Raw genomic sequence first — 18,077 nt, forward strand, 5'->3', positions numbered from 1 at the left:
GACTGGTGCGCAAGGGCCGATAGCTCAGCTGGGAGAGCGCTGCGTTCGCAATGCAGAGGTCGGGAGTTCGATCCTCCTTCGGTCCACCATCAGCCCATGTGCACCACTTGCCTGCTTCGAGCAATCTCGCGCAAGCACGACCAAGCACAACGGCCCGAGCAGGCAACGCGCCGCAACACCCTATCGCGGCTTGGCCTTCGCGGCCGGCGCCACCTTGGCAGGCGCAGAAGCTGCGCTGGTTATCTCGGCCTTCTTCCTGGCGCTGGCAGATGCAGGCTGCGCAGACACCGGCCCGCTGGCTGGTGGCGCCTGCTCAACCGTGTCACGTCGCAAGGGCTTGGGCGTCCAGGTGCCGCTGTTGGTCCCCGTGGTGCCTGCTGCGCCTGATCCAGGCTGCAGCACGCCTGTGGCATCACGGAACTGGGGCGCACCGCCCGGCGCATCACCGGGGATCTGGGCGTTGGCACCGGCACACAAGGCCAGTCCCAGCACCGTGCCGACGGCCATTGCTCTCAGCGGAAAAGGATGTGGGTTCATGGTCGTACTCCTCGTTCAATGCGCGGGCTCATCGCCCATCTTGAGCTCGCTTTCCGGGCCCGCAGGCATGCGCTGCTGATCGTGCAGATAGGCCTTGGCACGCCCTGGGTCCAGCTCGGCCGGCGCCCCTTGGCGCACTGCGATGCGACCACTGCGGGCAGCCTGCACGGGCTTGGGCAGGCGCACCGTCAACACGCCCAGGTCAAAGTGGGCCTCCACAGCCTGCGGCTCCGGCGAAAACGGCAAGGCGATGGCCCGCCTGAACTGGCCAAAGCTGCGCTCCATCACGTGGTAGCTGCTGGTGTGGCCTGCGGCGAGTGCCTTCTTCTCGCCCGAGATGGTCAGCACATCGTCATCGACGCGCACATCGACATCGGCCGCATCGACCCCGGGCAGTTCAGCAAAGACACGGATCTCGGCCTCGTCCTCCTGCACATCCAGGCGCGGCAGGGACACCAGGTCCGCGGCGCGGGCAGGCAAGCCCATCAAGCTGCCGGCCCCCGGGAAAAAGTTACCGAACAGGCGGCTCATTTCCTGGGTCAGGTCATCGAAGGGATCGAAGCGCCGCAGTTCGCGTGGACCGACAAAAGGAATGGGGAACTGGGATGCCATGGTGGACTCCTGTGGTTGCTGCCATGTGGAAGGGCAAGGTGCATGCCCAGGCACAACACGGCCTCACAAGGGTTGGCTCATGCGCTCGCATTCGCGGGCGCAGCGCATGCACGCTTCGGCACAGGCGCGGCAATGGGCCATGGGGTGCTGGGCACACTCCTGCGCGCAGGCCTTGCACACCACGGCGCACAACTGGCAGATGGAATGCAGGAACTGGCTCTGCCGCGCCAACATGGCCGCGGCCAAGCGGCACATGTCGGCGCAATCCATGTTCAGGGCGATACAGCGCGCCATGGCCTTGGGATCATGCTCGGCCAGGCAGGCGGCAGCACACCGGTCGCAGGCATCCGCGCAGGCCTGGCATGCCTGGATACAGCCGTCGATGGCAAGAGGGGACATGGCGAAGGCTCCGGGCTGTGGGGATGCTGGCCGCAGGCAAACGATGCGCCCACGGCACACATCTCAGCGGGGCGGCAAGCAGGGAGGCACGCCGGTTGCCCAGCCTGAGCAGGCAGCGTCTGGCGCTGTCGGTTGTCACACCTCAACCACCGACTGAAAGATCCGACCATGAACCAATACATCCGTCAACGACTCTCCCTGATCGCCTCCGCGGCCCTTCTGGCCAGCGGCGCGGCAATGGCTCAGAGTTCCAGCCTGGAACAAGGCACGCCCTCCAATCCCGCAGGCGCCGTGAACGGCTCGTCCGGCACATCAGGCTTGCCCGGCAACGCCGCAGGCAGCCTGCCCCAGCAGCAGGATCCGAACCTGGCGCCCGCCGCCCCCTCCGTGGACTACAACGCCGCGCCTCCGACCGCCGCCGGCACCACACCGGAGGCCGGCGCCAGCAAGCCTCACAAGAAGGACCACGCTACCAAGAAGGCCAAGCGCCCCCACGATGCGGCCAAGAACCCCAGCGTGATCGACGACCCGCACCGTGCGGGCGGCGGCAGCGGCAACAGCCAGGTCCGCTGATCGACACGGCCCGGCGCGGCAACCGAGGAGGGGAACCTCATGGGCCGCGCCGTGTCTCAAGGGCATTGATCACGGCATTGACACCCCAGGAGGCCAGCACGACATCATGGCAAGCCCATTCAACAATGTCTCTCGCGGCAAGCACTGGCCTGCATGGCTGGTGGCCTTGTGTTGCTCGGCACCGGTCTGGGCCCTGGCCCAGGATGCCGGGGACAAGCAAGCCCTGGCACAGGCCCGCACGGAAGCCGGCCAGCAGTACCAGGCCGCGCTGGCCCAGTGCGGCAGGCTGCCTGTGCGCGACAAGGATGTCTGCCAGTGGACGGCCAAGGCCGAGCGAACCAAGCGTGAGCAACGCGCCGAAGCCCGCTACCAGGGCACGCCACAGGCGGCCCATGTGGCGCGGCTCTCCATCGCCCAAGCCGATCTGGAGGTGAACCTGCGTGTGTGCGGTCAGCGCAGCGGCACCGTGACGCGCACCTGCAAGCTCGAAGCACGCGAGCAGTTCAATCGGGCCAAGGCCGATGCCGAGCAGGCCATGCGCGATGGGCGGGTCGAACTGCCCTGACCTGACCTACAGCCTCACCCCTTGACCTGCAGTTTGCGGGCCGCGTCCAGGTGAGACCTCAGCGTAGGCAGCGTCGACTGCACATAGTCCTTCACAGCAGGGTTCTGCGCATCGTTGCTGGCCTGCTCGAAAACGGCCACGTTCTTTTCGTGCTCGTTGACGCCTACGGTCTGCAGATATTGCTTGTCGAAAGCAGCACCCTGGGCCTGCTGCAAGGCCGCGAGCGTCTTGCGGTCCTGCGCATTGAGCGACGGCGTCAACTCAACACCATGGCCAGCCGCGAGGCGCTTGAGTTCCTCGTCAGCACCCTTGTGGTCGGCCGCGACCATGGCCGCGTAGGACTTGAGGGCCGGGTCCGTGGCCTTGTCCGCCGCCAACTCCGACACGAGGATTTCGAACTGGCTCTTCTCGCTCGCACGGGCAATGAACAGCCGCTCGGCGTTGTTGAGCGTGGCGGCGGTGGATGGCGCCATCGCGTCACCACCGGCGATGGCAGTGCCCGCCTGATGCTGCTGCACCTGGGTGCTGCTGGGCAGGCCCGCGCTGGTGGGGTTGTCGCGGGTCATGGTCTCGAAGCTGCCGCCGTCCGAGGTGGCCACGGTGGTCGAATCCGTGCCCAGGCGGGGAGAGGCGTCGCCCTGGGCGGTAGAGATCGGTGGTGCCTGGGTGATGTCATTGCTGCCCATCTTCGGAGGCGTGATCTCGCGCTCGCAGGCACTGAGCAAGGCCACCGCCATCAGCGCCGACAAGGTGGCGCCTGCCACCGTCTTGCGCCGCGAGGGTTGGGCGTGATGAACATCGCGTCGCGTGAAGTTCATGATCGTTCTCCGCAATGGGTCTCAGGGATGGCGCCCCACGCGTACATAGGGCACATCGAACGACGGCTGCAGGCCGATGGCCTCGCCGGGCTCGAGCATGGTGATGTGAAGGGGCTCGTCCACCTCGGCCAGCAGTTGGTGGCGCCGCGCCCGCATGTCCTCGTGCAGGCGGACCCAATCGAGCCGGGCGTGCGAGATCTGCCGGAACATCTCGCCCTCTTCTTCCTTGATGTGGTGCCGCACGTATTCGCCCAGCACACGGAAGGTGGCTGCCTGCCGGGCATCGCCAGGGCGCAGCTTGCGCACCTGATCGAGCAGCATGAGCATGGTCTGGTGCTCTACCTCGGCGTCATCGATCAGTTCGGCGTGGGCCAGGGCCTCGCGCACGGTGGGATAGAAGAGTTCTTCCTCCAGCCTCGTGTGCACTTCCAGCTCCATGCAGGTCTGGCGGATGATGTTTTCGCACACCTCCGCCTCGGCCTGGGCGTCCAGGCGCTCGAACTCTCTGAAGGCTGTCTTGGCGATGCGGTGATCTTCCTTGAGCATGCGCAGAACCTCCGCGCGGGCGTGCGTGTGGGCACGAGGGCCACGGCTCGCCTGCCGTGGCGGGGCGAGCTCGGCTTGCATGGCGTCGGTGCGCATGGGGTCTCCTGTCTGCAGAGGTGTCCAGCCCAGGGGCAAGGCGCGTGCCTTGCCTTCAGGCGCGCTGCCATGGGCCGCAGTCAGCCATGGGCGCGGCCATGCCTGCCTCGATCGGCAAACCTTGCAGCAATCCTTGCACCCCAACGGCCAGATCGACTGGCCCGCACGGGTGCGCACGGGCGGCATCCAGCCTGACCCTGGCCGTGACAGCAAGGTGTGCCATGGCCTTTTGAAGGCATCCACTGACAACACGCCACCACCTACGCCTTGTTCTGCCCGCTGCTGCACCGAGCACGCGGCAAATCGCGGCAACATCGAGCCGGTATCAGGTCTGGCTGTCACCTTGTCCTACATGCGGTGCGATTGCTTACACGCATCGGCATGCTTGTTGCGGCACAGGCCATGGGTCCACAACACAGAGAGACACGCCATGCCCATGCCGACACCCGTCCTTCGCCAGGAACACCGCCAGCATCAAGCCCTCACGCCGCGCCTACAGCAAGCGGTGCGCCTGCTGCAGCTGTCATCGCTGGACTTCGCGCAGGAAGTACGAGATGCCCTGGGGCGTAACCCTTTTCTGGAGCCCGATGAAGCCCAGGACGAGCCGTCGTCAGCACCTGAGGCAGACGCATCCTCAACGCACGCGGCAGACCCTCAGCCCACGGAGGCCAGCCCGCCATCCGTGGCCGACACCAGCAGCGCCGAAGACCCAGCACTGGGCGCCGATGCCTGGGATCCCAACCCGTGGTCGGCCAGCACGACCCCACGCTCCCCGCGCCACGATGGTGATGTGAGCACCATCGACCTGATGGCCGCCGACGAAGGCCTGCGCCCTCACCTGCACCGCCAGATCAACACCCGCCCGCTGTCGGACCGGGATCGCACGCTGGTGGGCTGCGTGATCGAATCGCTGGACGATGACGGCTACCTGCGCACCGATCTGTCCGAACTGGCCGCGTTGTGCGAGCTGGAGCCCGCCGTGGACATGGCCGAGATGAACATGGCCCTCAAGCTGGTTCAATCGCTCGAACCCGTGGGCGTCGGCGCCCGCAGCGTGGCCGAGTGCCTGCTGCTGCAGCTGCCCGAGATCGAAGACGAAGCGCTGCGCGCGTTGACGGCCGAGATCATCGAAGGGCACATGGACAAACTGGCCCAGCACGATGTGGCCGCCCTGGCACGCCGCCTGGTACGCGAGCCCGCCGAGATCGAAGCCGCCTGCGACCGGATCCGCCGGCTCAACCCCCGTCCCGGCTGGCAGTTGGGCAGCGCCGACATCCGCTACATCACCCCCGACGTGGTCGTGCGCAAGATCAAGGACCAGTGGGTGGCCGCACTCAACCCGGCCATCATGCCCAAGGTGCGCCTGAACCAGCGCTACGCGGAGCTGTTCCGCCAGCACCGCGATGGCCGCCACGGAGAACTCGCCGCCCATCTGCAGGAAGCCCGCTGGACGATGCGCAATGTGGAGCAGCGCTTTTCCACCATCCTGTCGGTGGCTCAGGCCATCCTCAACCGGCAACGACAGTTCCTGGAGCATGGCCCGCTGGCGATGAAGCCCATGGCCCTGCGCGAGATCGCGGATGAGGTGGGCCTGCATGAATCCACCGTCTCACGGGTGACGAACAACAAGTACATGGCCACCCCGGCCGGCGTCTTCGAGCTGAAGTTCTTCTTCTCGCGGCCGATGCCGACGGCCAATGGTGGTGCCTGCTCGGCCACCGCCATACGTGGCGTGATCAAGGACATGCTGGATGCGGAAGACCCGGTCCAGCCGCTGTCTGACGCGGAGATCGCCCGCCGGCTGGCCCGCCAGGGTTTGACTGTGGCACGGCGCACCGTCACCAAGTACCGACAGCTGATGAAGATCCCGGCGGTGGAGCAGCGACGCCGGGTGGGCTGAGTTCAAGGCTTGGCGGGTTTGCGGGCAGGGCCGGTACTTTTGGCCTTGTCTGCCTTGTTGCGCCCACCGAAACAATAGCCCGCATCGTGGCCCTGCACTTCACCCTAGTCGCCATAAGGGCCTGGCTCGCCTGGCCTCACCGCGCCATGCAAACCAGCCTCGCTTTGCTGCTTCTGCCAGGCCTCGTGCTCACGTCGCTGCTGCCCGGCGACCGGCAAGGCCGCCCGGGCATTCAAGCCGCCATCACGTGCGCGGGGCACTGCCCCCATCACTACCATCAACATCCTGCTCGGGCACGGTGGCGTACTCCTTGAGGCGGTTATAGAGCGTCTTGAGGCTCACGCCCAGGGTGGCGGCCGTGCGCTCCTTGTGGCGGCCGCAATGCGCCAGCGTGGCCAGCGTGAGCTGACGCTCGGCCTCGGCCAGCGGCGTGCCCACGCGGATCTGCAGCACAGGCGCGCCATCGAGCCCCTGCACCGGCGCATCCGGCGAGGCAGGCAGGCACTCATCCACGATGATCGAGTCAGGCGCCATCACATAGGCCCGCTGCACGATGTTGCGCAACTCGCGCACGTTGCCCGGCCAATGGTAGGCCCCCAGCCGCTGCAGGGCCTGCGGCGCGAAGCGCTTGACCTGGCCCTCACGGCGCGAGATATCGTCCAGAAAGTGCTCCGCGATGAGCGGGACATCGTCCAGCCGGTCACGCAGCGGCGACAGGTGGATGGGGAACACATTGAGGCGGTACAGCAGATCCTCGCGCAACTTGCCAGTGGCCACTGCCTCCTGGGGGGGGCGGTTGGTGGCCGCGATGATGCGCACATCCGTCTCTTGCACCTGGGTGGAGCCCACGCGCATGAAGGTGCCGCTTTCCAGCACACGCAGCAGCTTGACCTGCAGGTCCAGCGGCATCTCGGTGATTTCGTCGAGGAAGAGCGTTCCGCCACAGGCCCGTTCGAAGAAGCCCTGGTGCTGGCGGTCCGCCCCGGTGAAGCTGCCCTTCTCGTGCCCGAAGATCTCGCTTTCCATCAGGTGCGGCGAGATGGCCCCGCAGTTCACTGCCAGGAAGGGCTGGTTACGGCGCCGGCTGAGGTCGTGCACCGTGCTGGCCACCACCTCTTTGCCGCAGCCGCTCTCGCCGGTGATGAACACCGTCACGCCGGTGCCGGACACACGCAGTATCTGCTCATAGACCCGGCGCATGGGCGCGGATCGCCCCCACAGCTGGCCGAAGTGGCCTTCGCGCTCCAGGCCTGCCATCAGATCGGAGGCCTCTGCCTGCAAGGCCGAGGGCTTGATCAGGCGGGACAGGATGCCACTGAGCTGCTTGAGGTTGATCGGCTTGACCAGGTAATCCGCCGCGCCCAGGCGCAGGGCCTGGATCGAGGTGTCCAGGCTCGCATGGCCCGTGATCAGCACCACCTCGGTATTGCCCAGGGCCTTGGCATCTTCGACCAGTTGCATGCCACTGCCATCGGGCAGCACCAGATCGAGCAGCACCACATCGGGCTCCTGCAGCGCGAGCTGCCTGCGCGCATCCTTGAGCGAGCCCGCCGTGGCCACGGTGAAGCCTTCCGTCGCGATCAGCGCAGCCATCATCTCGGCCGCGTCCGCCTCGTCATCCACCACCAATGCATGCGCCATCTCTGACCTTTCTACAAATGATTCCCGGCTCCGATGCAATGGCAAAAAAAGAAGGCCATCGCGAGCCATGTCTGGAATCTTTACAGGTCAGCGCACATGCTGCAGCCCAGCCCCCACGTACAGTGAGGCCTTGAGGCAGCATGAAAAAGTCGTTGATGCGGCGGTGCTAGGCAAGCAGCGTGCCGTCTGCCTGCCGCTTGGCCGCATGCGTCATCGACACAGAGGTTGTCAAGGCCATGGGCGGTGGCATGTAGGGCGGCTCATGGACCGGCACGGGGTTCTCCACAGGGGGCGGATCCTCGATCTCCGGCGGCGGTGGCTCGGGTTGGGGCAACGGCTCTGGAGGCCGCGCCGGCTCTGGGATCGGAGGGCTTGGCGGCATTGGCGCGGGCGCAGGCCCGGCCCGCCGCAGCAGCGTGTCAAGGTCTTCAGAAAACAGCAGAAACACCGCACCCGGCGCTTGCATCTGCGCGCATGGATTTGCAAATGGTTTCATGGACTTCAGGTGATCGAGGGTGTGAAAACGGCCCAAAAGGACGCTGTCGGCATCCAGTTGGGTGAGTGTCTTCAACAGGGCAAACGGCATGCCCCAGCCACTTGTGGCCATCCATCCAAGCCGCCGTCAGACAAGCCGCGCCATGAAAACAGCACGCACCCACAGACAGACTCTGCTTGCCTGACAGCGGTTTTCGCGTTCACCTACAGGGTCAGCCCTGATGGGCCGGGCCTGCGTGCTCAACCCAGCCGCGATGCCATCCGGAAGGTGTTGCGCCCTGCAGCCTTGGCCTCGTACAAGGCCTCATCAGCCCGCGCCAGCAAGCGGGCCGGCGACACATCGTCGCCCCCCTCGTAGAGCACGATGCCCAGGCTGGTTGACACTGCCAGCGGATGCCCCAGCACCCGGAACTCACCGCCGATGGTGGCAATGATCTTGCGCGCCACGAACTGCGGCTCGTCGATGGAATTGAGCCCCTCCAGGATCACCACGAACTCATCCCCCGCCAGCCGCGCCACCGTGTCCGTCTTGCGCACACAGGCCACCAGGCGGTGCCCGAACTCCTTGAGCACCTCGTCACCCGCCGAATGGCCCAGTGTGTCGTTGATGGTCTTGAACTTGTCGACATCCAGGAACATCAGCGCCATGGGCCGGCGCGAGCGCGCGCAGCGGGCCATGGCTTCCGGCAGCTTCTCTTCGAACTGCAGGCGGTTGGGCAGGCCGGTCAGCGTGTCGTAGCGCGCCAGTTGCCGCATCTGCTGCTCGGCGGTCTTGAGCACGGTCACATCGGTGCTCAGCGTGTAGATGCCGGACACACTGCCGTCTGGCCTGCGGTCCGGCAGGTACGAGGTCTGCAGGTGGCGCGGCACGCCCTGGGTGGTCGATTGCACCTCGAAATCCACCCGCTCGCCCGCCAGGGCACGATCGATGTTGATGCGGCGCTCTTCATACAGGGCCGGGCCCACCATGTCCAGAACACGCTGGCCGACGAGTGACGAGGGATCCAGCCCCAGCCAGTCGCGGTAGGTGCCGTTGGCGAACTGGAAGCGGTGCTCGCGGTCGATGTAGGCGATCAGCACGGGCAGGTTGTCGGTGATGGTGCGCAGGCGATCCTCACCAGCCGCCAGGGCGTTCTGGTACTCCTTGAGCGGTGTCACGTCGAAGGTCATCAGGTAGAAGCCACGCACGCCGCCCATGCGGTCGCGGTCAGGCACCATGTGCGCCTGGTAGAACACCGGGCGGCCGTTCAAGGACGATTCGCCCTCGACGCTGGCATAGCGGCCCGCCAGCGCCTCACGCACACCGGGCTCGTGCTGCTGGTATTGCGCCTCACCCAACGCCTGGCGCAAGGTGATCCCGGGCACCTGCTCGCGCGACACGCCCAGCGCCTTGAGCCCGCGGTCATTGGCGAAGGTGCAGACCTCGTTGACATCGAAGTGGCCGATCATGGCCGGGATGTTGTTGGTCACGTCGCGCAGGCGTTTTTCCTTGTCGGCCAACAGGGCCTGGTCAGCCAGCCGCTCGGAGATGTCATGCATGAAGGCCGCGAAGCTGTGCGACTCCTGGCCACCCGTGCGGCTGATGCTGATCTCGATCGGGAACTCGCGCCCATTCTTGTGCTGGGCCACCAGTTCCAGCCGGCGGTTGACGGCCGCCGGCTGTACCCCGCCGCCGCCCATGAAATCCTCCATGGAGCCGACCACCCGCAGCCGCTCGGGGATGATCAGCGACTGCATCGTGCGGCCCAGCGCCTCATCGCGCGTCCAGCCGAAGGTGCGCTCGGCTTCGGCGTTCCACTCGGACACCAGGCCTTGCCCATCGACAGCCACGAACGCCTCGTGCGAGGTGGCCAGCACCGCGCGCATGCGGCGCTGATCCGCCACCACGCGCTCGGCCAGCGGGTGCACGCGCGTGCGCAGCAGCCAGGCGCCCAGCACCACGAACATCACGACCACGCCGAACACGACGTTCAGGCGGGCCTTGAGCGGCGCGTACAGCTCGCTCAGGTCGGTCTTGACCTCCATGCCCAGGTTGAATGTGCCCAGTTGGGCATAGCCGGACTGCACCTGCGTACCGCGCAAGTCCCTCACGATATCGCTGCCAGACTCGCCCGCCAGCGCGCGGGCAATGGGTTGCTGTACCAGGCCCTGGCCGACCAGATCGATGTGCTTGTTGGCCGGGTAGAAACGCGACGGCAGGCAGGCCGCACGGTCTCCGACACGGCTGCACAATACAAGGTCATCGGTGCGCCCATCGCTCTGCAGGGCCTGCATCAGATCGGTCAGGGTGTTGAGCCGCATCTCGCTGACCAGCACCCCCACGGTACGGCCCTGGTGGATCACATCGGTGCGGGTGCGCAGCAGCAGGCCGTTGTCCCACAGCAGCCAGGTGAACTCACCCTCGATGGGCAGACGCGCCTGGGCATAGCCCATGCGCAGGTCACCCATGTCCATCAGGGAGTAGCCGTTGCTGAGGTAGACGGACACGGCAGAGAAATCATGGACGCTGAAGCTGTCGACCACCTCGCCCAGCTCGGCCAGGGCCTGAGCGTCATGCGGGGCCTGCTCCAGACGCGCCATCACCCTGCGCAGGTCCAACTGGCGGGCCACGTCCCGTGCGGACTCGATGCTGCGCTCCAGGCTGTGCTCGAAGGCGATGGCCTGGCCCCGGGCCTTGTCGCCAGCCTCCTCCGCCACCGACTCCTTGAAGCCGGCCTGCAGCACCGCGAAGGTGGTCATGCCGGACAGCACGGCCACCACGCTGAGCACGGTGGCGGCCACGGCCGTGATGCGGTTTTCCTGCAGCTCATACAACCGCGAGGGCTCGCGGCGCATCATGGCCACCCACAGCGTCGCCCCCACGATCAGCAGCACCACCGAGGACAGGATGGACATCTTGTTGAAGCCCATCACGCGGTAGAGCACCTCCAGGTCCAGCAGGTAGCCGGCCAGGGCGGACAAGCCCAGCAGGAAGCCCCCCGCCATCAGCGTGAAGATCAGGCCGCGCACCCAGCGCCCCGCAGGCCTGTCGTGCAGCAAGGCCACCGCCGCGCCATAGCAGATGAAGGCGGCGCAGGTATTGGGTGCCAGGCGCCCGGGGTTGGTCACATCACCGAAGGTCTGGTGAAGGCCGCGTTCATCCAGGCCCAGGTCGATGCCGAACACCGTCTGGGCCAGCACTGCAGCCGGCAGCACCACCAGCGCCAGGGCGGCCAGCCGGGTGCCCAGGTTCGGACGGCGATGAGAATCTCGCACCAGCCGTGCGCTGAGCAGGAACAGCACGCCCACGTTGAACACCGGCGGCGACGAACTGGGCAACAGGCGCAACCAAGCCTGGTGCCCCGTCAACACGGACCCCATGACCACCAAGCCTGCCACCGCGCAGAAGAACGCGGCCAACTGGCGCCCCGAGACATGCAAGCTTCTCATCGGCAAGTTCATCTCTGAAGATCCACCTGGCCCTGTCAGACACGCAGACAGGCGGGCGGGACGACCCGATCACCATCGCCTCAGGCACAGCGTAGCGGGTCATGCATCATTCGGCCACAGCCTGCAGCACCGAGAAGCGTGGAAAACCGGGCAGAAGGGGCGCCTTCCGCATGGTCGTCACCCCCTCCTCGGCGTCAGGCCGCCATCATGGCGCCGTGATGCCATCCTGCTTGAACATGGCCTTGATGCCCCGAACCGCCTGTCGGATACGGGATTCGTTCTCGATCAGGGCAAACCGGACATGGTCGTCGCCATGGTCGCCAAAGCCGATGCCCGGTGACACGCAGACCTTGGCCTTGTCCAGCAACTGGCGGGCAAACTCCAGCGAACCCAGGTGCCGGTAGCGCTCCGGAATGCGGGCCCAGATGTACATCGAAGCTTTGGGGCAATCGACCTCCCAGCCCGCCTCGGTCAGGCCCTTGAACAGCACGTCGCGCCGCTTCTGGTACTGCGCGGCGATGTCCTTCACGCACTGCTGATCACCCTCCAGCGCGGCGATGGCCGCCACCTGCAGCGGCGTGAAGGTGCCGTAGTCGTGGTAGCTCTTGATGCGGGCCAGCGCGGCCACCAGCTCGGGGTTGCCCACCATGAAGCCCACGCGCCAGCCAGCCATGTTGTAGCTCTTGCTCAGCGTGAAGAACTCGACCGCGATGTCCTTGGCGCCAGGCACCTGCATGATCGACGGCGCCTTCCAGCCGTCGAACACGATGTCGGCGTAGGCCAGGTCATGCACCACGAAGATATCGTGCTTGCGCGCCAACGCGATCACGCGCTCGAAGAAGTCCAGCTCCACGCACTGCGCGGTCGGGTTGCTGGGAAAGCCCAGCACCATCATCTTGGGCTTGGGGTAGCTGCCGCGGATGGCCTTTTCCAGTTCGGCGAAGAAGTCCACGCCGGGCACCAGCGGCACGGAGCGGATGTCCGCCCCGGCGATCACGGCACCATAGATGTGGATGGGGTAGCTGGGGTCGGGCACCAGCACGGTGTCGCCACGGTCCAGCGTGGCCAGCATCAGGTGGGCCAGCCCTTCCTTGGAGCCGATGGTGACGATGGCTTCCTTGTCGGCGTCGATGTCGACGTCGTAGCGAGCCTTGTACCAGTGCGAGATGGCGCGCCGCAGCCGGGGGATGCCCTTGGAGGCCGAGTAGCCGTGGGTATCGGGGCGCTGGGCCACTTCGGTGAGCTTGGCGACGATGTGCGGCGGCGTGGCCCCATCGGGATTGCCCATGCTCATGTCGATGATGTCTTCACCGCGTCGGCGGGCGGCCAGCTTGAGTTCGGCCGTGATGTTGAAGACGTACGGGGGCAGGCGATCAATGCGCGCAAAGCGGCGCTTGCCTGGGGAAGCAGACATGTGGTTTCCAATCAACGTGAGCGCCCGGAACCGTCCGAGCGACGCTGGCGGCGGATGATGCCGCCGGAAACCATCATAGCGTCATCGTGCGCGGCATCAAGACCAGTTCACGCCCCCGAGCCAGTCGGTGAGCAGGCGGGCACCGGCTTCTTCCAAGCCCCGGCCCAGCAGCACGTTGTCGGCCCGCAGCGCCGGGATGTCGATGCCGGCCTTGGCCAGCTCGCAGGCATGACCGATCAGCCAGCGCTCGAAGCGCGCGGCCTCGGATTCGGGGTGGAACTGCAGGCCCAGCACATTGCCCCCCACCGAGAAGGCCTGGTTGGGGTAATGCACCGTGGACGCGAGCCGCTTGGCACCCTCGGGCAGATCGAAGGTGTCGCCATGCCAGTGCAGCACGGGTGTACCCGCCAGGTGCTTGAGCGGCGACTTCATGCCCTCTGGGCTGTAGGTCAGCTCCGAGAAGCCGATCTCCTTGAACTCGCCCGGGTAGACACGTGCCCCCAGGGCCTTGGCGATCAATTGCGCGCCCAGGCAGATGCCCAGCGTGGGGCGCCCTGCGCGCAGGCGTGCACCCAGCGCGGCCACTTCATCGACCAGGAAAGGATAGGCCTGCGCTTCATACACCCCGATGGGGCCGCCCAGCACCACCAGCAGGTCGGCACTGGCCACGCTGCTGCCCAGTTCATCGACACCGGCCTGGCGGTAGCGCACATCGAAGCCCAAGTCATCCAGCACGGGGGCGAAGGAGCCCAGATCCTCGAAGGACAGGTGCTGCACCACGGTGACGGTCTTGCCCTCCCAAGGGCGTGCAGAGGTGTTTGTGCTCATGCCGACATCATCAAGGAGAAATCAACCTGCCACGGCCTGGTGCTCAAGCTGGGCCAGGGCCTGGATGGTCTCGAGCACATCCTTGACCTTGAAGGGCTTGAGCAGGATGCGACGCACCTTCAGTTCTTTGAATGCCAGGATGGCGCGCTCATCGCAGAACTCGGCCATGACCACCACGGCGGCATCGCTTGGGCTGCGGCCTGTGCCTGCGCGGATGGCGTTGATCAGCTTGAGGCCCTCGCCGTCGGGGCCTACCGCGATCACGAAGGCATCGAAGCGGCGGGCCATCAGCATCTGCGATGCGGCCTCGCGGCTGGGGGCGGCGTGGATCTCGCCCAGGTTCAGGCTGCGCGCCACCGAGGTGACCGTGCTGCGCAGCACGAAGTGCGGCTCGACCAGCAGCAGGTTGAAGCGGTCAGACGCCATGCAGACTCCCTTCCTCGACGGCATCGGCCGTGGCCTGGCCCTGCAGCTCGGACACCACCAGGTCGCGCAGCGAACCCAGGATGGCCAGATCCAGGGCATCGACCTGCCGGGGTTTGGTGTCGATGACGCACAGCGTGCCGGCCACGAAGCCCGATGCCAGCACGAGCGGCGCGCCCGCATAGAAACGGATGTGGGGCTCGCCGGTGACGAGCGGGTTGTCGTGGAAGCGCTCGTCCAGGCGGGCATCCTCGATCAGCAGCACATCGGATTGTTCGAGCGCATGGCCGCAGAAGGACACATCGCGCGGGGTCTCGCAGACATCCACCCCCACCCTGGATTTGAACCACTGGCGGTTCTCGTCGACCAGGCTGATCACGCAGATCGGCACGTCGAACTCCGCGGCGGCGAAGGCGACCACCCGGTCGAAGCGCTCTTCGGGGGGCGTGTCGAGGATCAGCAGTTCGCGCAAGGCCTGCAGGCGCTGAAGGTCGTCGCTTGGGATGGGTGCGAGCTTCATGGGCTGTCGGTCACGGGAGTGATGAGCCCCAAGCATCCCGGCATGCCTCGCATTTGTCAATGCGCAAGGCGGTCGATCCGTGCGGGCATTGCCAGGATCTAGACGCGCCGCAGGCCCGGGGTCTTCTCGAAGAACTCGGCCATCCACTCCACAAAGGCCTGCACCTTGGTCGACAGGTGCCGGTTCGATGGGAACAGCACGTACACCGGCAGCGGGTCGGTCGTCCAGTCGGGCAACACGGCCACCAGCACGCCCGCACGGCAGGCGCATTCGAAGGTGAAGCTGGGCAACTGGCCAATGCCCAGGCCGGCGAGCACCGCGTCCTCGTACACGTTCGAATCATTGACCGACAGGCCACCTTCCGGCTGCAGCTCGATGCGCTGGCCGTCCTTGGCGAAATCCCAGGTGGCCGCCACGCGCCCGGGCATGAAGTAGTTGACCCAGCGATGGCTGCGCAGATCATCAGGATGGCCGGGCAGGCCGTGGGCATCCACATAGCTGCGCGCCGCACAGGTCTTGAACTGCATGGAGCCGATGCGGCGCGCCACCAGCGTGGGATCGCTGACATCGCCCACGCGAATCACGCAGTCCACGCCCTCGGTGACCATGTTGACCACCCGGTCGCTGCACCCCATCTCAAGGCTGATGTCCGGGTAGCGCGTGAGGAAGTCGCTCATGCCCGTGAACATCAGGAAACTGGCCATGCTGGTGGGCACGTCCACGCGCAGGCGTCCGCTGGGCAAGCCCTGGCGGGACGACACGGATTCATCCGCCTCGCGCAGGTCGTCCAGGATGCGACGGCAGCGCTCGTAGTAGGCCGCGCCATCGGCAGTGACCGTGACCTTGCGCGTGGTGCGGTGCAGCAATCGGACACCGAGCTGGGTTTCCAGTTCCTGAACCAGGGTCGAGATGGTGGCCTTGGGCGCGCTGAGCAGCTCCGCCGCGCGGGTAAACCCGCCCGTATCCACCACCGCCACGAAGGTTTCGAGCGCCTTGATCTTGTCCATTGTTCGAATTCCTGAACAGTCAATTCCGTTAAAGGTAGTTTATTGACAATCGAGCAATCAATAAAGTGGCAAGCCTCGAATCCCCTTGTTGCCTCCTCCATGTCCGATCTTCTTGATCCATCCGGCGCCGACGAATCGTTCGACTGGCCCGGCCATGCCGGCCAGGTGCACGTGCGCCTGTTCAGGGGTGCCCCGCGCAAGAAGGCGAACGAGACGCTGGTGGTGTTCTTCCACCCCGGTGGCTTCGTGGTGGACGACACCGAAGCCTCCGACCCGTGCCTGCGCGTGCTGGCCGACGCTTGCGAGATCAACATCCTGGCCCCCTGCTACCCCCTGGCGCCCGAGCGCCCCTTCCCTGCTGCGGTCGAGGACGCCCACGCGGTGCTGACCCAGGCCGTGCGCCATCGCACGAAACTGGGCTGGAAGGGGACGCACCTGTTCGTCGGTGGGGTGGAAGCAGGGGGCAACCTGGCGGCCGTGTCGGCCCTGGTGTGCCGTGATCGCCAGGGGCCCGAGCTGGCCGGCCAGATCCTGGTCACGCCCATGCTGGACGCCAACCTGCACTGCCCCTCCATGCGCTGCGCCGCCGACGAGAACGCCACCCGCAAGCTGGCGCGTGATGTGGAGCGCAGCTACCGGCTGTACCTGCCCAACCCGGCTGACCGCCTGCACCCCTATGCCAGCCCGCTGCATGCCAGCCGCCTGGGCAACCTGCCCCCGACGCTGATCGTGCACACCGAGGGTGATCCGTTCTCGGACGAAGGCCGCGCCTATGCCGAGAAGCTGCTCCAGGCCGGCAACGAGGTCGCACAGATCACCCTCCCCCCCCCCGAAGACATCCTCGACAACAAGGAGCGATGTTCGCTGGCCGCTGACGACCCCTGTGTCACCGCGATGAGGCAGTTCCTCATCGACAACCAGTGAAGCCCAAGCGAACCCACGCCCCAGCCTCCACAAGAAGAAGCGCGCACAACAACAAGAACACCCCCCAGAACAAGAAGCATCGACCACAACCCCATGCAGCACCCTCGTCTTCACACCCTCGTCCAATCCCTTTCGACCCCGGGAGCGATCTCCATGAAATCCGTCCAACCCCGTTTTGTCCTGAGCATGAGCGCCCTTGCTGCCGCGCTCGCCCTCGGCACCCTTGCCGGCTGTGGTGAAGGGCAGAGCGCCCAGGCCGCCCCCGGTGGCGCACCGCCAGCCGCGCCCGTCTCCGTCGCTGAAGTGATCACCCGCCAGGTGTCCGAGCAGCGCGAGTTCTCCGGCCTGGTCGAAGCGATCGACCGTGCCCAGTTGCGCCCACGCGTGTCTGGCTACATCGACCGCGTGCAGCTCAAGCCCGGCGCATTGGTCAAGAAGGGCGATGTGCTCTTCGTGATCGACCAGCGCCCCTACCAGGCTGAAGTGGCCCGCGCCGAAGCCGCCGCCGCCAGCTCGCAGGCCAAGCTGGAGCTGGCCCGCACCGAGCAGGCCCGCTCCAAGCGCCTGCTGGCCGAGAACGCCATCGCCCAGCGCGACTACGACGAGCGCACCTCCACCGTGAGCCAGCTTGATGCCGGTGCCCGCGCCGACCAGGCCGCGCTGCAGACCGCCCGCCTGAACCTGGAATGGACCACCATCCGCGCGCCCTTCGACGGCCGCGTCGGCAAGGCCGAGGTCACCGTGGGCAACCTGGTGGACGGCACCACCGTGCTGACCTCCCTGGTGTCGGCCAACCCGATGTACGTGAGCTTCAACAGCGATGAAGCCACCTACCTGCAGGTGGGCAAGCTGGCCCGCAGCAACCCCGCCGCGCTGAAGGTGCGGATCGGCCTGGCCAACGAACAGGGCGTGCCGCACGAAGGCCGCCTGGAGTTCGTCGACAACCAGATCGACCCGCAGGCCGGCAGCGTGCGCATGCGCGCCGTGATCGACAACAAGGACGGTCTGCTGACCCCGGGGCTGTTCGCCAAGGTGCAGGTGGGTGCTGATGCATCGACCGGTGCGGCATCGACCCTGGTGGCCGAACGTGCCATCGGCACCGATCAGAACCGCAAGTTCGTCTACGTGGTGGCGGCCAACAACATCCCCGAGTACCGCCCCGTGCAACTGGGCACCACGGTGGGCCCGCTGCGCGTGGTCTCGTCGGGCCTGAAGGCCGGTGACAAGGTGGTGGTCGATGGCCTGCAGCGCGTGCGCCCTGGTGCGCCCGTGGCCCCGCAGGTCGTGCCGATGGAAGCGCCACAAGGTGGCGCCTCGGCCGCTGCTGCCGCCAAGCAATAAACCAGCGAG

General features: G+C 66.4%; 18 protein-coding genes and 1 tRNA gene. 6 read left to right on the forward strand and 13 right to left on the reverse strand.

The features are described 5' to 3' along the window. Positions 1–13: 13 nt before the first annotated feature. Positions 14–89 (forward strand) — tRNA-Ala (locus WAQ08_RS04105). 91 nt (positions 90–180) lie between these two features. Here the strand turns inward: WAQ08_RS04105 and WAQ08_RS04110 are convergent. The 3 genes from WAQ08_RS04110 to WAQ08_RS04120 form a co-directional block, all read right to left on the reverse strand. Beyond that, positions 181–537: a hypothetical protein gene (locus WAQ08_RS04110; RefSeq protein ID WP_422189364.1), complete on the reverse strand. Its 357-nt coding sequence runs from the start codon at positions 535–537 to the stop codon at positions 181–183. Positions 538–552: 15 nt separating this feature from the next. Continuing rightward, positions 553–1,149 carry an Hsp20/alpha crystallin family protein gene (locus WAQ08_RS04115; RefSeq protein WP_422189365.1) on the reverse strand — a complete coding sequence of 199 codons (597 nt, stop codon included), beginning with the start codon at positions 1,147–1,149 and terminating at the stop codon, positions 553–555. Positions 1,150–1,212: 63 nt separating this feature from the next. Further along, positions 1,213–1,548 carry a four-helix bundle copper-binding protein gene (locus WAQ08_RS04120; protein ID WP_422189366.1) on the reverse strand — a complete coding sequence of 112 codons (336 nt, stop codon included), beginning with the start codon at positions 1,546–1,548 and terminating at the stop codon, positions 1,213–1,215. A 168-nt stretch (positions 1,549–1,716) separates the two neighbouring features. Between WAQ08_RS04120 and WAQ08_RS04125 the strand changes: the two genes are divergently transcribed. Together WAQ08_RS04125 and WAQ08_RS04130 are read left to right on the forward strand one after the other, a co-directional pair. Further along, positions 1,717–2,121 carry a hypothetical protein gene (locus tag WAQ08_RS04125; RefSeq protein WP_422189367.1) on the forward strand — a complete coding sequence of 135 codons (405 nt, stop codon included), beginning with the start codon at positions 1,717–1,719 and terminating at the stop codon, positions 2,119–2,121. 106 nt (positions 2,122–2,227) lie between these two features. Next, entirely contained in the window at positions 2,228–2,686 is a 459-nt protein-coding gene (locus WAQ08_RS04130; protein ID WP_422189368.1) for a hypothetical protein, read from the forward strand. Positions 2,687–2,700: 14 nt separating this feature from the next. Here the strand turns inward: WAQ08_RS04130 and WAQ08_RS04135 are convergent, their stop codons facing one another. Continuing rightward, a complete protein-coding gene (locus tag WAQ08_RS04135; protein ID WP_422189369.1) occupies positions 2,701–3,504 on the reverse strand; it encodes a DUF4142 domain-containing protein in 804 nt (267 codons plus the stop codon). Between the two features lie 21 nt (positions 3,505–3,525). Next, positions 3,526–4,146: a hemerythrin domain-containing protein gene (locus tag WAQ08_RS04140; protein ID WP_422189370.1), complete on the reverse strand. Its 621-nt coding sequence runs from the start codon at positions 4,144–4,146 to the stop codon at positions 3,526–3,528. Between the two features lie 430 nt (positions 4,147–4,576). Between WAQ08_RS04140 and WAQ08_RS04145 the strand changes: the two genes are divergently transcribed. After that, entirely contained in the window at positions 4,577–6,046 is a 1,470-nt protein-coding gene (locus WAQ08_RS04145; protein WP_422189371.1) for an RNA polymerase factor sigma-54, read from the forward strand. Between the two features lie 243 nt (positions 6,047–6,289). On the opposite strand, the gene WAQ08_RS04150 is transcribed toward WAQ08_RS04145, so the two are convergent. The 8 genes from WAQ08_RS04150 to WAQ08_RS04185 all read right to left on the reverse strand — a co-directional run bounded on the left by WAQ08_RS04150 (position 6,290) and on the right by WAQ08_RS04185 (position 15,803). Next, positions 6,290–7,687, reverse strand: a complete 1,398-nt coding sequence (locus tag WAQ08_RS04150; protein ID WP_422189372.1) for a sigma-54-dependent transcriptional regulator — start codon at positions 7,685–7,687, stop codon at positions 6,290–6,292. Positions 7,688–7,853: 166 nt separating this feature from the next. Continuing rightward, the gene (locus WAQ08_RS04155; protein ID WP_422189373.1) at positions 7,854–8,273 is read right to left on the reverse strand and encodes a hypothetical protein; all 420 of its coding nucleotides are present in this window, start codon (positions 8,271–8,273) and stop codon (positions 7,854–7,856) included. Positions 8,274–8,422: 149 nt separating this feature from the next. Next, positions 8,423–11,611 (reverse strand): diguanylate cyclase domain-containing protein, encoded by a 3,189-nt coding sequence (locus tag WAQ08_RS04160; protein ID WP_422189374.1) that lies wholly within the window; start codon positions 11,609–11,611, stop codon positions 8,423–8,425. A gap of 205 nt (positions 11,612–11,816) precedes the next feature. Next, on the reverse strand, positions 11,817–13,025 hold the full coding sequence (gene alaC / locus WAQ08_RS04165; protein ID WP_422189375.1) for an alanine transaminase: 1,209 nt from the start codon (positions 13,023–13,025) through the stop codon (positions 11,817–11,819). A gap of 96 nt (positions 13,026–13,121) precedes the next feature. Beyond that, entirely contained in the window at positions 13,122–13,853 is a 732-nt protein-coding gene (locus WAQ08_RS04170) for a glutamine amidotransferase (protein ID WP_422189376.1), read from the reverse strand. A gap of 21 nt (positions 13,854–13,874) precedes the next feature. Further along, on the reverse strand, positions 13,875–14,279 hold the full coding sequence (locus tag WAQ08_RS04175; RefSeq protein WP_422189377.1) for a response regulator: 405 nt from the start codon (positions 14,277–14,279) through the stop codon (positions 13,875–13,877). Then, positions 14,269–14,796: a GAF domain-containing protein gene (locus WAQ08_RS04180; RefSeq protein WP_422189378.1), complete on the reverse strand. Its 528-nt coding sequence runs from the start codon at positions 14,794–14,796 to the stop codon at positions 14,269–14,271. Before WAQ08_RS04180 ends, WAQ08_RS04175 begins: the two co-directional genes overlap by 11 nt. 98 nt (positions 14,797–14,894) lie before the next feature. Further along, on the reverse strand, positions 14,895–15,803 hold the full coding sequence (locus WAQ08_RS04185; RefSeq protein ID WP_422189379.1) for a LysR family transcriptional regulator: 909 nt from the start codon (positions 15,801–15,803) through the stop codon (positions 14,895–14,897). Positions 15,804–15,902: 99 nt separating this feature from the next. Here WAQ08_RS04185 and WAQ08_RS04190 point away from each other — a divergent pair, with 99 nt between their 5' ends. Next, positions 15,903–16,727, forward strand: a complete 825-nt coding sequence (locus WAQ08_RS04190) for an alpha/beta hydrolase (protein WP_422189380.1) — start codon at positions 15,903–15,905, stop codon at positions 16,725–16,727. Positions 16,728–16,880: 153 nt separating this feature from the next. Continuing rightward, on the forward strand, positions 16,881–18,068 hold the full coding sequence (locus tag WAQ08_RS04195; RefSeq protein WP_422189381.1) for an efflux RND transporter periplasmic adaptor subunit: 1,188 nt from the start codon (positions 16,881–16,883) through the stop codon (positions 18,066–18,068). Positions 18,069–18,077 lie beyond the last annotated feature (9 nt).

It is taken from the genome of Aquabacterium sp. (genome assembly GCF_049274795.1).
In the GTDB taxonomy this organism is placed as follows: domain Bacteria; phylum Pseudomonadota; class Gammaproteobacteria; order Burkholderiales; family Burkholderiaceae_C; genus Aquabacterium.